Here is a 14,595-nt window from a genome sequence, read left to right on the forward strand (position 1 = left end):
CACAACTCCCCAACCCATGGCTCAAATGCCATGGGTTCTTTTGTGCCGCGTGTCAGATGAAACCGCGCCGGATGCCGTATTGGCCGAGCTTGCGATAGAGCGTCGGCCGCGAAATGCCGAGTCTGAGCGCAACCTTGCTGAGATTTCCGCTCTCCGCGGTGAGCGCATTCTTGATCGCCTGGCGTTCCGCATCCTCGAATGTACATACGGGCGCTTCGAGCATGGCCGTGGGATGGTCGCCATGCATGGCCATGGTGTTGCGATTGCCCGCACTGATTTCGCCAGGAAGATCCTGCAGTTCGATCGTGTTGCCGCGCGTCAGTATGTGCAGGCGCTCGACCAGGTTCTTCAGTTCACGCACATTTCCTGGCCAGCGATAGGCAAGCAGCGCATCGAGCGCGCCGTTTGAAAACTCCAGCGGATCATTGCCTGCCAACTTCGCGATCTGACGATTGAAATGCTCGATCAGCAACAACACGTCGTCGCCGCGATCGCGCAAAGCCGGGACATGAATCGAGACCGCGCCGATGCGGTAGTAGAGATCGCTGCGGAAGCGCCCGGCCGCGACTTCCTGCTTGAGGTCGCGATTGGTCGAGGCGACCAGCCGCACGTCCACCGGCCGGCCTCTGGAGTCGCCGATGCGGTGGACCACGCGCTCCTCGAGGACACGCAACAGGAAGGGCTGGATTTCGAGCGGCAACTCGCCGATTTCGTCTAGGCTGAGCACGCCGCCATTGGCGAGTTCGAAGATGCCCGGCTTGCCGTCACGCGAAGCGCCGGTGAAGGCGCCGGCGACATGGCCAAACAATTCGCTGCCGAACAGTTCTTTGGTGATTGCACCGCAGTTCATGGCGATGAACGGATCGTTTTCGGTGCGCCGGCTGCCGGCATGGACAAGCCGTGCAAACAGCTCTTTTCCGACACCCGTTTCGCCTTCGATCAGCAACGAGGTGACACCCTTCGACCCGGCCACCCGGGAGGCGACATCGACGGCAGCCAGCAATTTTTCGCTTTCGCCGACGATCATCGCCGCGGCTGTCCGCAGGTGCTTGTTCTCCTCCCGGCGGATCACCGTCATGCTCGAGACGGCCGGCACCGAGGGAAACACCAGAGCCGCGCCACGAAGATCGCCATCAAGCTTCAGCGGCGTGACATGGCAGGATCGCAGATGCGCCGGCAGTGCGTTGGTGAGATCGGTGTCGGAGCCGGAGGCCGGCAGGTTCATCAGCCAGCGACCACGCCCTGGTTCCATCGGGCCGTCCATCATCTCGGTCGTGTCGCCATTGGGTACATTGTTGCAGAAGATCGCGCGGCCACGATGATCGACGATCACCAACCCGTCTTTCCGGCGGTAGCTGGGTGCCGAGGAAATGAAGGCTTCGAGCAGACGCGTGCGCTGCTCCTGCTGTTGTTCGGCGAGTGCCTTTTCAATTTGCCTGGCGGTGGCGGCGACGAGCGCCGTGTTGTGCGGCCGGAAGATCGGCGAATAGCCTGACAGGTCGACAACGCCGATGATCTTGCCGTCCAGGGGATCGCGGATCGGTGCACCGGCGCAGGTCCAGGATTTGATGCCGGCGCAGAAATGTTCGGCGGCGTGCACGAAAATCGGTTCGCCGGTCCACAATGCCGTGCCGATGCCGTTGGTTCCAACGGCGTCCTCATTCCATTTGCCGCCGATACCCAGATGAATATCCATGCCGTCATGCAAGGTCTTCTTGTCGCCAATCGCGTCGATCAGCACGCCATCGCTGTCGGCAAGCACCAGCATTGCTCCCGTCCCTTCCAGCAACTGGCCAAGGGACGCAAACGATCGCCGCGCCGCCGAAAGCAGCTCGGCGTTGGCACGGGTCAGATATTCGATTTCGTCACGATCGCTGCTCAGCGGCGCTTCGATGCCTTGCGCGTTGATGCCGCCGGTGGCGCTGCGATACCAGGAATCGTGGATCAGCGAGCGGACATGGACCGGATCGCGGGCGCATTTCGGCTCGTCGGCCAGAAAACTTTCCCAAGCGCGCATGGTGGCGCGCTCGTCATAGTCGATGTTGTCCAGAACCAATTGTCCGGCGGCCATCGACGCACGCGCCGGAAGAGCATTGGTCTTCATCTGATCAGGGCCGTTCGCGTGTCTCATTCAGTCATCACAGTACCTTTGAGGTATGCCATTTCTGTATGCTGTCGCGGATTGGGCGTGCTCAGCGACGCCCAGTGCCGGGGTCAGTCGATGCCGAGTTTCGCGCCGATGTCGGCGGCAAGCTGTTCTTCGCCATAGGTGGCAGTCAGGCGGGCTCCGTCCAGTTCGGCAAGTGCCTCGGCGACGGTTTCGTCGACCGGTGAGAAAAAGCCGTTCTGCTTAGTTGCCAGGACGAAGATCTGTTCCCCATTCCGGTCGCGGACATCGCCGATATGATGAAGCTGGCGGCCGGTGTTCTGATCCTTGGAGATCACGCGGCCGTTCATGGTGACGCGGATGGAGGGGCTCGCTTCGGCCACGCTTGCCGCGCTGCCGCCAACGTGGATGATCAGGCCTTCCGCCTTGGGTTGCTGGCGTGGCTTCCTGGAAGCCGAATAGCCGCCACCGCTGATTTGGTCGGCAAGGCGAACGATGGTCGCGCGGTTCTGCTCGATCAGTCTTTTGACCTGCATGTCCTCGCGCCGCGGGCCATCCCGCTTGGAGATGATTTCGACCATGAATCCTCCCAGATTCGCTTGGCGCCGTGAGTTCGGCTCAGTTCTTCTTGCTGCGAACCCTACACCGTCCCTGTGAGGTTCGCCATTCACATCAGGTAGCACTAAGATTTGTACAGATGGTAGCAACTGGCTGCTACACGGGGTTCGAGTGAACGCCACCGAGGTCGCCTCTGGATCCTCGTTTCATTCTTTGGCGGCACCGACGCTGGATTGAGGCCTGGCGGGTGCGTCAGATCCAGACAGCCACGCCGGTGCAGTTTGACACTCATTGCGGATGGGTCGGCTCTGAGGTAATTTAGACCCCAATCGGATGGGGAAAGTGCCTGCTGTCGCGACGGTTTTTCTTTTTGTTCCTGTCTCGGCGGATTGTGAGCTCTTTAACAGACCTTGATACCGCAACCTGGGAGCTTGTGGTCATCAGGTAGCGACGGTTGAAACAGTTGCCATGCTCCGACTTTGCGGATTCATCGCGGTCTTCCTCGTAGTGGCCTTTACGACCTTCGATGCGTCGGCCGATCGAAGGGTCGCCCTGGTGATCGGCAATTCTCAGTACCGCGAAATCCCCGCTCTCAAGAATCCTGACAAGGATGCCGAGGACGTATCCAAGACGTTTCGGTTGGCTGGTTTCGAAGTGTTCGTCGCCAAGGATCTCACAAAGCTGCAGTTCGAGGAACAGTTCCGCAACTACCTCGCGGCGGCGGACGGTGCCGATCTGTCCGTCGTCTACTATTCAGGTCACGGCTTCCAGATCGGTGGCGAGAATTTCCTGATCCCGGTGGATGCCTCGCTGAAGAATGCGGCCGACATAGAGGTCCAGGCGGTCAAGCTGGACGATGTCCTCCAGCAGTTGCGCGCGAAATCGAAGATCCAGGTGATCATTCTCGATGCCTGTCGCAACAATCCGTTTCCGCGCAAGGATTATTGGCTAAGGGACCAGTTGATCACGGCGGGTAACACCGGCCTTGCGCAGGTCAAAAGCTCCTTGAACACGCTGATCGCCTTTGCCACCGAGCCAGGAGCGGTCGCCTATGATGGAGCGGGAGACCTCAGCCCGTTTTCATCCGCATTCTCTCGTCGCGCGCTGGCGCCGAACCAGGAGATACGCACGGTCATGGCCGCGGTGCGCCGCGATGTGGTCGAGGCCACTGACGGCAAGCAGGTTCCGTGGGAAAACTCCTCGCTCATCGACGAGGTGGTCCTGATGCGCCGCACCAGCCGGCCTTCATTGCCGCCGGTTCTGGAGAAGGTCGTGCCGTCGGGTGTCGGGCCTGTTGCCCTGGACTTGCCGGAACCGGTCGACGTCGATGGCGGATCAATCACCGTCAGCATCGAAAGGCCGCCTGCGCTCGGACGCCTGCTGCTGGACGGCAAGGCTGTCGCGGTGGGCGAGCAGATCCAGGGCAAGGACCTGCCGCGCCTGAAGCTGGATGTGCCCAAGGGGGCCGGTGCGACGGAAGAGGTGGACATGCTGGCCTACGCCACGCACGACAATTGGGGTGGCGAAGCCCAGGGCATCATGGTGTTCCGTGTCAAGAGCGGCCAGGGCGCCGAGGGCGAACAGATTGTGGCCTCGCTCGAAACCGAGCAGAAACAGCAGGTGCTGGAGCGGGGCATCCACATCACCGGCGCCGCCGAGGCGATCGAAAACCGGCAGATCAGCGTCCCGGTCGGTGTCGGTCCGGTTCCGCTGAAGCTGGACTTCCCGACCAAGGATCCCGCGGTCAGCTTGAAACTCGCGAGCTATCCGGCAACCGGAACGCTGTCCCTGCCGGATCGCGCCCTGGCGCCGGAGTCGAGCCTGATGGCGGATGAGGTCGACAACTTGCGCTATGAACCCCAGATCGGGGCCGCCGAACCGGTCGAGGTCGGCTTTGAAATCCGCGCGGACAGCAGTTCCTCCAAGCCCGCCACCATGAAGCTGTCGCCAAGCGTCGATCCTTGCGACCAGGCCGCAGGCGAACCTCTCGATCTGCAAGGCGTTGTCCCCGGCCTGCTGCCGAATGAAATCGGCGCCGAGGCCGCGAAGGCCTGCGAGGCGGCGGTGAAGGCCTATCCCGATGTCGCCCGCTTCCGTTACGAACTGGGCCGAGCACTGCTGGCGGCCGGCAAGGTCGATCAGGCGAAGAAAGCCATTCAGGAGGCGGCCGACAAGGGCCACGTCCGCGCCGTGTTCGAACTCGGCTACCTCAACGCGACGGGAACGGGAATGCCCGTCGACCGCAAGCGAGCCAACGCCTTCTACGCGGCGGCATCCGACAAGGGCGATCCCTACGGGATGACGTCATGGGGTCGTGCCTTGTTCAATGGTTACGGGGTCGAACGCGACACCGGCAAGGGCCTGGACCTGCTGCTCAAGGGGGCGGCGATGGGGCATACCTATGCCATGAACGATCTCGCCGCGATCTTCACGGAAGGCCGCAACGGCGTGCCCGCCGATCCGGCCCGCGCCGTTGCTTTTTTGAAGGCAGGCGTGGAGCGGCAGGACATGTATTCGATGAACCTGCTCGGCCGCAATTACCTGGCTGGTGTGGGCGTCGAGAAGAATCCCGGGCAAGCGCAAGGGCTTTTCCAGAAGGCTATGGATCTAGGCCAGCCCTACGCGCCGGCCAGCCTTGCGCGCATGTACCGGGACGGCGTTGGTGTAGAGCAAAACCTCGACGAAGCGCAAAGACTGTTCGAGCTGGCCACGGCACGCGGCGATCAGTCCGGCGCATATGATCGCGCAGCGCTCGAAATGCAGAAGGGCGACAAGGCCGACCAGACGACAGCGGTGCGCTATCTGGCCTTCACGGTCGCGCTTGATCTTCGCAAGGAACTGCCGGGCGCCCAGACGGCGCTGACGAAATTCGCAGTGAAGACGAAAACGGCGGCGCTCAAGCAATTGCGCGACGAACTCAAGTCGAAGATCCCGGCGAAGGGCTCGCTTGACGACCAACTGGTCAACGCGGCCAGAGCGGTCTGGGAGCAAGCCAATCCGCGTCGGGACTTGTTTTGATCAATGAGGAGGCAATCGTGGGCAGGGCAGTGAAGCAGGCATTGATCGCCACAGTTCTATCCGGCGCTCTGGCGGGACTAACGGGCTGCATGTCCGTCGCGCCCAAGGCCGAACCGACGGTGACGACGACAAAGCACCGTCCGAAGCTGGTTCGCACCACGAACACGCCAAGGATCAGCCAGAAAAAGATCACCGCCAAGAAAGTGGTCAAGCCGGCTGAGGAAGCCGCTGTTCCCCTGCCTGTCGTTCCTGCCACAAGTGGAGGCGGTGGCGGGAGCGGCGGAGGCAGCAGCGGCGGAGGCTGGGGAGGTTGACCAAGCATCGAGAGGGTCGGCGGTAGCTACGACTGTGTTCGGGTCGTAGCAGAACTGACTTCTTCACCGTTTTTCACAAAGGCATTGGTTTCGGTGCGATTGAGAATAGTGCCCGAATGGGCAGCACCGGTTATTCGCTGATTATCCAGCATTCTCGGGATTTCCGGGAGTTGCTCGCCAACCAGTCGCAAGTGCTCTATGCTCCCGCCAGGTGTCGTGTCGATACGGTGGTCCTGGGCAGGGGCGTTCCATGTTCGAAGTCGTCGCATTCTGGTGGAAGACGAGGCTGAAAGGCCCCGCCGCACGAGGTCTAGGCCTGATCGTCGCGCTTTCCGGCTTGCTGCTGCTCGGATCGCAAGCCGCCAACGCCGCGCCGAACTGGACGCTTGATCCCACAGCTTCAGTCATCACCTACCAGTCGGTGAAGAAGAACACGATCGTCGAGACAAACAAGATCAGGAACATCACCGGCACGCTCAGCTCGGCGGGTGATGCCAAGGTCACCTTCGACCTCAATTCGGTCGATACCGGCGTCGACCTGCGCAACGTCCGCATGCGCTTCCTGTTCTTCGAGACATTCAAGTACCCGACGGCCGAGCTGACGGCCAAGGTGGATCCCGCCGCTTTCGCTGATCTCGCGACAAAGCGCAGGGTGAAGTCGGCGCTGCCTTTCCGTCTCAATCTGCACGGTGTCGACAAGGACCTCGAGGCCAGCATCGTCGTCACCATGATCAGCGACACCATGGTGTCGGTCGCCTCGGAGGCTCCGGTGGCTGTCCATGTCGAGGATTTCGGCCTGCTGCCGAACGTCGACAAACTCCAGCAGGCGGCCAATGTGACCAACATCGTGCCCACCGCGTCGGTGTCGTTCGATTTCGTCTTCACCGCCGACGGCAGCAAGCCAGCCGCCACCCAGACCGCCGCGGCGAGTCCGGCCGATGTAGGCCCCGTTGCCACCGACGCCGCCAAGGCGAACTTCAGCGATGAGGAATGCCTGAACAGGTTTGCCGTGCTGTCACGCACCGGCGCCATCTACTTCCGGCCGGCCAGCGCGCGGCTCGATGCGAAGAGCCGTCCGTTGCTGACGGAGGTCGAAGGTGTCGTCGGCAAATGCCCAAGTCTGAAGGTCGAGGTCTCCGGCTATACCGATTCCGATGGATCGCCGGAGGCGAATAAGCAGCTGTCGGAGCGGCGGGCCCAGGCGGTTGCCGACGCCATTGTTGCCGCGGGCATTCCTCGCACGCAGATCACAGCGACCGGCTACGGCGAGGAGCGGCCGGTTGCCGCCAACGATACGCCCAAGAACAAGGCGCTCAATCGACGGATCGAGTTTTCCGCCACCAAGCTCTGAGGTTCCGGTGAGGTGCGATCTGATTGCCCGTTGCGGTGGCCTCTTTCGCGTCGCTGGGTTTGTGGCGCTCGCCTTGCTTTTGACGTTGACGGCCGCCAGTGCCGAGCGCCGCGTAGCACTTGTCCTCGGCAACTCCCAGTACCAGCACGCGGCGCCGCTCGCCAATCCGGTGCGCGACGCCCAGGCCATCGCCGAGCGCTTGACGAAGCTCGACTTCGAGGTGGTTTCAGGCTTCGATCTGACCAAGCCGCAGACGCAGGCGACGATCACGCAGTTCGCAAAACAGGTGCGCGGTGCCGACATCGCGCTGTTCTTCTACGCCGGCCACGGCTTGCAGGTTTCGGGTAAGAACTACCTGGTTCCGGTCGATGCCGCGCTGGAGGACGAAACCTCCCTCGACGTCGAGGCCGTGTCGGTTGATTTCGTTCTGCGCCAGATGTCGCGGGAGACCAGCATCAGGCTGGTGTTTCTCGACGCTTGCCGTGACAATCCCCTCGCCGAGGTGCTGGCCAAGACCGCGGGCGTCAACGGCGCTAGCGGCGGCCTTGCAGAGATCCCGATAAAGAACGGTGGCGCCGGCACGCTCGTCGCTTTCGCCGCCAGTCCCAATCAACTCGCCTATGACGGGTCGGGCGAACATTCGCCTTTCACCTCGGCGCTCCTCCAGCATATCGGCGAATCCAACGTCTCAATCACCGAGGCCATGAACAGGGTCACCAGCGATGTCTTCAAGGCAACCGCCGGCAAGCAGCGTCCCTGGATCAACGTTTCGCTGACCACGGAGGTCGTTCTGCACAAGGTCGATCTCAATGCGCCGTTGATCGTGGGCGAGGCGAGCGCACCCCCGACCGAAGGCGGCTCCGGCGCAAGCAACACCGGCGCTGCAGGCGCATCGGGCCAAAGTGACGATCAGCTTGCGCTCGATGTGCTGCGTCAGAAGATCCCTAGGTTGGCGTCGGACGCCCCGATCTTTTTCGACCATCCGATCGATTTTGGCGATCCGGCAATCGACGGCAAGAGCATCGCTGAGTTGATTAGAAGCAAGCCCCTGTTCAGCCCGGTGGAGGGATTGGACAAGTCGGTATGGGAGGGCAAGCACTGCGACGGCTGCCATGAATGGGACGAGGCACGGCTGTGCGAGCAGGCGAAAAATTTCGCCACCAACGATGTCTCTGTTTTGCGCCTGCAACATCCGCTGGGAACACGCTTCAAGGTGGCGCTTGCCAAATGGGCTCAAGGTGGCTGCAAGTAAGCATCCGCCGATTGGCGCAACGCCTCGACCTCGGCCATCTGGATGCCCATTTCGACAAACGCGGAAAGAACGGCAAAGCGGTCCGCAAGTGCGACACGCGCCAGCCCGGCCAGGACACCGGCATTGACTGCATGGGCGGCAGGAAACGGCTGCAAGGCCGATGGTGCTTCTGCGCCGGCAACAGATCCGCCGGCAACAGAACCATTGTCACGCCATCCCGCCGCCAGGGCAATCCAGGCGCCCGGCGTTGTCGGCGGCGCTGCCTCTGCCTGGCTCACCGCAGCGCGATGGCGGGGGCTGTCCGGTTCACCGACCCAGTCGCGAACATAGGCGAGCAACTCGTGATCGGTCCCATCGAGCAGCTCGCTCAGATGGCTCAGGCATTCATGCGCCCACCAGACCGCGGCCCGATCGGGAAGCAGGTAGGCACAGAACGTGATCGCCTCCTCGGGAACGCGCCCGGCGAGGAGGCCGCGACAAAACTCGATCGACGGCTGTTCGGTTGGAAGGGTTCTCATGTCCCGGGCAATAGCGGGACAAGCCATGAAGAGATCCCGTGCCGTTTTTAATCGAAGCCCGTTGGCCATGACCGCCACGCTTTCATCGAGGAGCTTTAGCCAATCAAGCCCCAGGCGCGGCGCGGGTCAAGTCTCAACCGGTGACGCTGCAACAACTGCCGGCACCGCCGTATCCCTGGCGTTTATCGACAGACAATTGCCCCGGAGTTTGGTATGATCACGCCCGTCGAAATCGGATGCTCAAGCAGGAGTAACCGCTATGCAGTGGGGCAGTTTAACCTTTGTGTTGGCGGTCGTGTTTTTCTCGACCCACGCTTTCGCCGACCCTGTTCAGAAATCAGAAGACATCGTGAAGTTTTTTGCCGGGGCGGCCGACCTCGGCAAGTCGCGAGGGATTTGTGTCGGCACCGAGGAGGAGTGCAAAAGCAAGAGCAAGGCGAAGGACGCGCCGGGAGAAAAATCCAGCCTCGATATGCTGATCAATTTCGGGTTGGATTCGGCCGAACTCGACACCACTGCGCGCGCTGAACTCGGCGAGTTCGCCAAGGCGCTGAAGGACAGCCGGCTGAGCACGTTCAACTTCGTCGTCGAAGGTTTCACCGACGCCACCGGCACGGTGCACTACAATGAAGGCCTGTCGCAACGGCGGGCGCAATCGGTTGCAGCCTTCCTGACGGCCAGCGGTGTCGAGCCTGCCCGTATCAACGCGATCGGCATGGGCGAAAAGAATCCGCGCAGCCCCAACCCGTACGATCCGGTCAACCGCCGCGTGGAAATGCGGATAAAGACGCAATAGCGCGCAGCTGTCACTACTTGAGCACGCCGCCCACGGCCACACCGGCGCCGAAGATCAGTGCTTTGGCGAGGAAGTCGTTATTGTATCGGCGTGGCGGAGGATCATCCTGCCGCACTAGGATCTCGCGGTTGCGCCACTTCTGAACGGCCTGCTGTTGTTTGCGGGGGTTCCGTGCCACCGGTCTCTGCGTGCGGACCTTCTGTACCATTTGCTTTTTCGGCTGCGTCGCACGGGCCTGATCGGCAGCATATCTGGCGCGCACGGCTTCCATCATCGGATCTGTCTGGATCACGAGGAATGCAAGCTGCTCGCGTGTCAGATAGCTGGTCTGCGGCAGGCCGTTCTTCGCTTGCCAGATACCGATCGCCTGACGGGTCTGTGGGCCCATGTTTCCGTCGACGCGGCCAAGCTCGTTGCCCAATGCTTCGATGCGCAATTGCAGGTCGATGCGACCCTGGCGGTCGAGGCCAATGGCACTTTCCGTCAACTCGGTGCCCGGTGTTTGCTTCACCTCGTCCAGGACGCCGACCGAGGTGCGCACGGCAGAGCCGGAACTGGCGTTCGCCTGGTCCGCATCGAGTGCCGCGACCTGCCGGTTTTGAGCTTTCGGGTCGTTCAATTCGTCGACGTTCAGCCGCGCCATCGTGGCGAAGCGACCGTTCGGAAACTGGTCGAGATAGGCTTGGTAGAACGGAATGGAATTGTGCTTCGAAGCCTCATCCCAAAGACGTTGCTCGACTTCCCACGAAGGCGGATCACTGGCAACGGGGGCAGGAGAGGATGTCGCTGGGGCGCTCGATGCGTCGGCCACGGGATTTGCAGCAGGCGCTGCTGCCGCGACTGGTTTTCCCAGGAAAACCTCGCGTCCCAGCGATGCGTTGTGCCAGGGCCTCTGGCGACCTTGCGTGGTTTCGGTCACTTCGCCGCGCACGCGCGTCAGCGCGCTCTGGATTTCGACGCCGGGTTCGGTCAGGTGCCTGGCCAGCGCTGTTGAGTAAGGACTGTCGACCCCGTTGCCGTCGAAGGCGATGGCGCCGGGATCCGTTGCATAGGCAATCAGGAGGCCGCCGGTGCCGACGCCGTCCGATATTGCTTCGACCGGCGCCAGACCTGTGCCCAGCGAGGTGGAGCGGCTTTTCGGCAGCGAGGCCGCCAGCGTCCTTGCCAGCGGATTGTCGCGGCAGGCATCGAGAATGATGACGCCAATCGCCGGGTCGGGCGGCAGCGCAGCCATGAAGTCGTCGATCTGAATGGTACGGGTCTTGAGATAGGCCGGCGACGTCAATTCGGCGTCGACCGGTATCAGGTAGTTCTTGCCGTCGACCTGCATGCCATGACCGGCATAGAAAATGACCGCGACGTCCGCGTCGTAGGATTGCTCGGTAAACCGGCTGATGAGGCTGTGCATGCCTGCATTGTCCTGGTCGACCCCTTCGATCACCTCGAAGCCGGCATTGCGCAGCGTCGATGCGATGAGGTGGGCATCGTTGGCGGGGTTGGGCAAGGTAACCGCATGGACATAGTTGCTGTTGCCGATCACCAGCGCGACGCGCTTGGCGTCAGGCGCGGCAGCGTGGGCGCCGAGAGCGGCAAGGAAAACCAGGATAATCCCGCTCAGAAAGACCGTGAACGCTTTCATGGACCAGCCCTCTACCCATCAGGGTGCACTGTTGATGTCTACGCATGCTTGATTTCGTCGGCGACTGGGTCGCTTGTGCCAAAATGGCTCCTGAGCGTATGTGGTCTTGACCACAGTTTTGGTTCACAAAGGGCCTGAAAAAAGGTGCCTCGTGGCGCCCATGGTCTGAGCGACCATGCCGTGAAGGCAGGTTCAAAGCGTATTCTGAATCGAGCCTATGACGGCCGTGACGGCTTGCTTGTATTTTTCGAACTCCGGTGATGTCTGGCGGATCTCCGTCGTGCTGGTTGTCTGCTGGCCGGCGTCGGTCGCGACGCGAGCAACCTTCTGGCCCATCTTTCTTTCTGCCCAATCCACGACATAGCCGGCCGTCTTGCCCGTGAGAAAGGGGTTGGCTTGAATGACGGCGGACCCGAGCACGGCACTCAATTGCGCCGAACCCGACGCCGACAGCACCTGATGCGCGCCTTCCATGCCCAGGAAATGGCAGAGATAGAGCCGGCCGGCTGTGATTTGATGGCCGCGTGCCCGAAGATAGGCTTCGCCTTCCCGCGCCAGATTTCGCACCATCTCGCGCGAGATCGTGGCGTCGTAGCGCAGAGCGAGCAGGTCGGCCGTCGACAGCGTTCGTGCAAGTTCGGGGCGATAGGTGTTCATCATCCGGATCCAGGTCTTTGTGATGAACTGGCCAGCGCCGGTTGCTGATGAATTTGGGTTCTTGGCACGGGCGCTGCCACCACTTTCGACATGAACGATACGCTCGGTCAGCGTTTCGACGGCAACATCGCCGGAATTGCCGGAATTGCCAGTATCATAGGTGGCGACCGCGGCGGTCACCGTGCCCAGCGGATCGATCGCCTCGCCATTCTGATAGAGTTCGAAATGCAGATGCGGTCCGGTCGACAGACCGGTGGTGCCAATATAGCCAATGATGTCACCGGCCTTCACCTTTGTGCCGACCCCGCTTGCGATTGCGAATTTCTGCATATGTGCGTAGCGCGTCTCGCGTCCGTTGGGATGTGCAATCTTCACCAGGTTGCCGTAACTGCCGCCGTCGCCCTGGAAGGTGATCTCGCCGTCGAAGGCGGCTGCGATCGGCGTACCCACGGGGGCTGCCCAATCGACGCCCTTGTGGATGCGAACCACGCCCAGAATTGGGTGCTTGCGTGGGCCGAAGGTGGACGTCATGACCCCGTTGACCGGCGTGACCATCCCGTTGGTGACCGTCAGCGAACGAACCTGGTCATCGCCGGTAACGCACGCAAACTGACCGTCGCTCTGCTGGAAGACGAAGCATTCGAGGCTCTTTTCAGTACCCTGTACACCGACATACAGCACGCGTCCGTCGGTCTCGCTCTTGCCGCGCGGCGTTTGCGAATAGATCAGGACAAGGCGCTGGTCCTCGCTGGCGAAGGCGTCCAGATCCTGTCCTCTCGACAGGTACATGATCGCTTCGCCGATCACGCCTGTCGGAACTTTGTTGCGCGCCGCCGTCGAATAGATTGCGTCGAGCAGGCGATACTGCCGCTTGTGCGTGCCTTCCTCCGGTGCGCCCGAATAGTTGAACAGATCTTCGCGGACCCAGGGATCGACACCCGATACGAATGCGCCCGCGGCGTTGCGCGTCAGCGTGCCGACAAAGACGTTCTTAGCGTAGATCGACACCTGCATGAGCGACATTGTCGTCGTCTCGCGCGTCGGCCTGAAACCGCGCATGGCCACGACATAACCGGGTTCCAGGCCTTCCCGGTTGAAAAGCGCCTTCAGGGCTTCGCCCGCCAGCTTGGCGTCCTCGGCGGAGAAATGGGCATCGAGTGCAACACTGTCCAAACTGCGGTCATTGAGGATTTTCACGAACGTGTCTTCGGTCGCCTCGAACCGCTGATACTCATTCGTGACGGTTGCGACACTCGTGTTGTTCTCGATCTGCGTCTTCTGGAATGCGGGGAGGGCTGCCTCGCCTGCATCGATTGTTTCACCCCAGCCGGCTTCGGGATCGTCGGTGCCCATCTGCTGTCCCGCGGCAGCCGGAGCCTCGTTGGCGGCAGGCGAGGGCTGAAGATCGTTCTGCAGATCCCCCGCAGGTGGCTGAAGATCGTCCTGCAGATCGTTGGACGGTGGCGGGGCGGTCTGCCGTTGCGCCTGGAAGAATGCGAAGTCCTCCTGCGTCGACGGTATCGTCGTCATGAATTTTTCGCTGGCGCTGAGCATCACATCCGACAGGATTTCGATCTGCGCAGAAACCCCGGCCTGATCGAGATCCGTCGGCCTTGCGATCAAATGGCCCTTCGACGTGGCGGCGTCGGGGGCAAGGGTAATCCACATCGGGTCCCCGGCAAGGTCTATGATGGCAGGCACATAGACCGATGCATCGGCCGGCACGTCGTCCACCCCTTCGACCGCGTGAAGTTCTTCGTCTTCGTCGCCGAACGACCAATAGTCCGCCGTGAGGTAGAAGCCCACGGCGATCGACGCCATGACAATCGCAGCAAGACCGGCAAGCAGCCGGCGCCAGAGCTTGCGTCTGCGAAGCGCAAGGCGCGCCTCCTTCTTCTGCCTGAAGCTCGTGTCGATACTGTGCGTCACGGGCGACTTCCGGTCAGGAAGAACGTCCATCGCACCTGTTCAAGCGTATCGACTTCGAGAAATTGCGCCGCAATATGGCCGCGCTGCCAGCATTCGTCGATGCCGCGGATCGAGAAACGTCGTCGCTCGATACACATCTCCGTCGATCCGGTGAGGATCGCATGGCCAAACACGTCCGTGGCATAGATGTAGATGTAGCGATTCGTCAGCTCCTCGCGGATGACGTTCACGCATTGATTTGCGCCGATGGTCCACCAGCCATCGGTCTGGTCAGCATTGTCGATCTTCTGGCCGACCGCGAGATTGACGACGTCGAGTGTCTGATTGCAGACCGTGAACTCGGCGCGTGCTTCGCCGGATGACAGCACGGCCAGCAAAGCGGCACCCGAGATCACCGTGAGCTTCATGCGCCCCGTCAGGGCAAGCACGGCTCGAACCGGATCACGCTGCTTTATG

Annotated in this window: 11 protein-coding genes; 5 read left to right on the forward strand and 6 right to left on the reverse strand. The window is 61.7% G+C overall.

What is annotated here, in order from left to right; all coding sequences use genetic code 11:
- Nucleotides 1-52 precede the first annotated feature (52 nt).
- Entirely contained in the window at nt 53-2,131 is a 2,079-nt protein-coding gene (locus EJ076_RS13090; protein WP_126068119.1) for a sigma-54-dependent Fis family transcriptional regulator, read from the reverse strand.
- 83 nt (nt 2,132-2,214) lie between these two features.
- Nucleotides 2,215-2,688, reverse strand: a complete 474-nt coding sequence (locus EJ076_RS13095) for a hypothetical protein (RefSeq protein ID WP_109661591.1) — start codon at nt 2,686-2,688, stop codon at nt 2,215-2,217.
- A 445-nt stretch (nt 2,689-3,133) separates the two neighbouring features.
- On the opposite strand from EJ076_RS13095, the gene EJ076_RS13100 reads away from it, so the two are divergent.
- From EJ076_RS13100 to EJ076_RS13115, 4 genes are all read left to right on the forward strand, one after another.
- Entirely contained in the window at nt 3,134-5,683 is a 2,550-nt protein-coding gene (locus tag EJ076_RS13100; RefSeq protein ID WP_126068120.1) for a caspase family protein, read from the forward strand.
- A gap of 17 nt (nt 5,684-5,700) precedes the next feature.
- A complete protein-coding gene (locus EJ076_RS13105; RefSeq protein WP_245463040.1) occupies nt 5,701-5,997 on the forward strand; it encodes a hypothetical protein in 297 nt (98 codons plus the stop codon).
- A 250-nt stretch (nt 5,998-6,247) separates the two neighbouring features.
- Nucleotides 6,248-7,348, forward strand: coding sequence for an OmpA family protein (locus EJ076_RS13110; protein WP_126068121.1), 1,101 nt, complete (start codon nt 6,248-6,250; stop codon nt 7,346-7,348).
- Nucleotides 7,349-7,421: 73 nt separating this feature from the next.
- Nucleotides 7,422-8,600: a caspase domain-containing protein gene (locus EJ076_RS13115; protein WP_245463041.1), complete on the forward strand. Its 1,179-nt coding sequence runs from the start codon at nt 7,422-7,424 to the stop codon at nt 8,598-8,600.
- Here the strand turns inward: EJ076_RS13115 and EJ076_RS13120 are convergent.
- Nucleotides 8,582-9,187: a hypothetical protein gene (locus EJ076_RS13120; protein ID WP_206438795.1), complete on the reverse strand. Its 606-nt coding sequence runs from the start codon at nt 9,185-9,187 to the stop codon at nt 8,582-8,584. The genes EJ076_RS13115 and EJ076_RS13120 overlap by 19 nt on opposite strands.
- 190 nt (nt 9,188-9,377) lie before the next feature.
- Between EJ076_RS13120 and EJ076_RS13125 the strand changes: the two genes are divergently transcribed.
- Nucleotides 9,378-9,914: an OmpA family protein gene (locus EJ076_RS13125; protein ID WP_126068124.1), complete on the forward strand. Its 537-nt coding sequence runs from the start codon at nt 9,378-9,380 to the stop codon at nt 9,912-9,914.
- A gap of 13 nt (nt 9,915-9,927) precedes the next feature.
- Here the strand turns inward: EJ076_RS13125 and EJ076_RS13130 are convergent, their stop codons facing one another.
- The 3 genes from EJ076_RS13130 to EJ076_RS13140 all read right to left on the reverse strand — a co-directional run bounded on the left by EJ076_RS13130 (nt 9,928) and on the right by EJ076_RS13140 (nt 14,546).
- On the reverse strand, nt 9,928-11,553 hold the full coding sequence (locus EJ076_RS13130; protein ID WP_126068125.1) for a caspase family protein: 1,626 nt from the start codon (nt 11,551-11,553) through the stop codon (nt 9,928-9,930).
- A 192-nt stretch (nt 11,554-11,745) separates the two neighbouring features.
- Entirely contained in the window at nt 11,746-14,139 is a 2,394-nt protein-coding gene (locus tag EJ076_RS13135; protein WP_126068126.1) for a M23 family metallopeptidase, read from the reverse strand.
- Entirely contained in the window at nt 14,136-14,546 is a 411-nt protein-coding gene (locus EJ076_RS13140; protein WP_164548841.1) for a DUF1036 domain-containing protein, read from the reverse strand. Before EJ076_RS13140 ends, EJ076_RS13135 begins: the two co-directional genes overlap by 4 nt.
- Nucleotides 14,547-14,595 lie beyond the last annotated feature (49 nt).

The sequence above is a fragment of the Mesorhizobium sp. M7D.F.Ca.US.005.01.1.1 genome (genome assembly GCF_003952545.1).
Classification (GTDB): domain Bacteria; phylum Pseudomonadota; class Alphaproteobacteria; order Rhizobiales; family Rhizobiaceae; genus Mesorhizobium; species Mesorhizobium loti.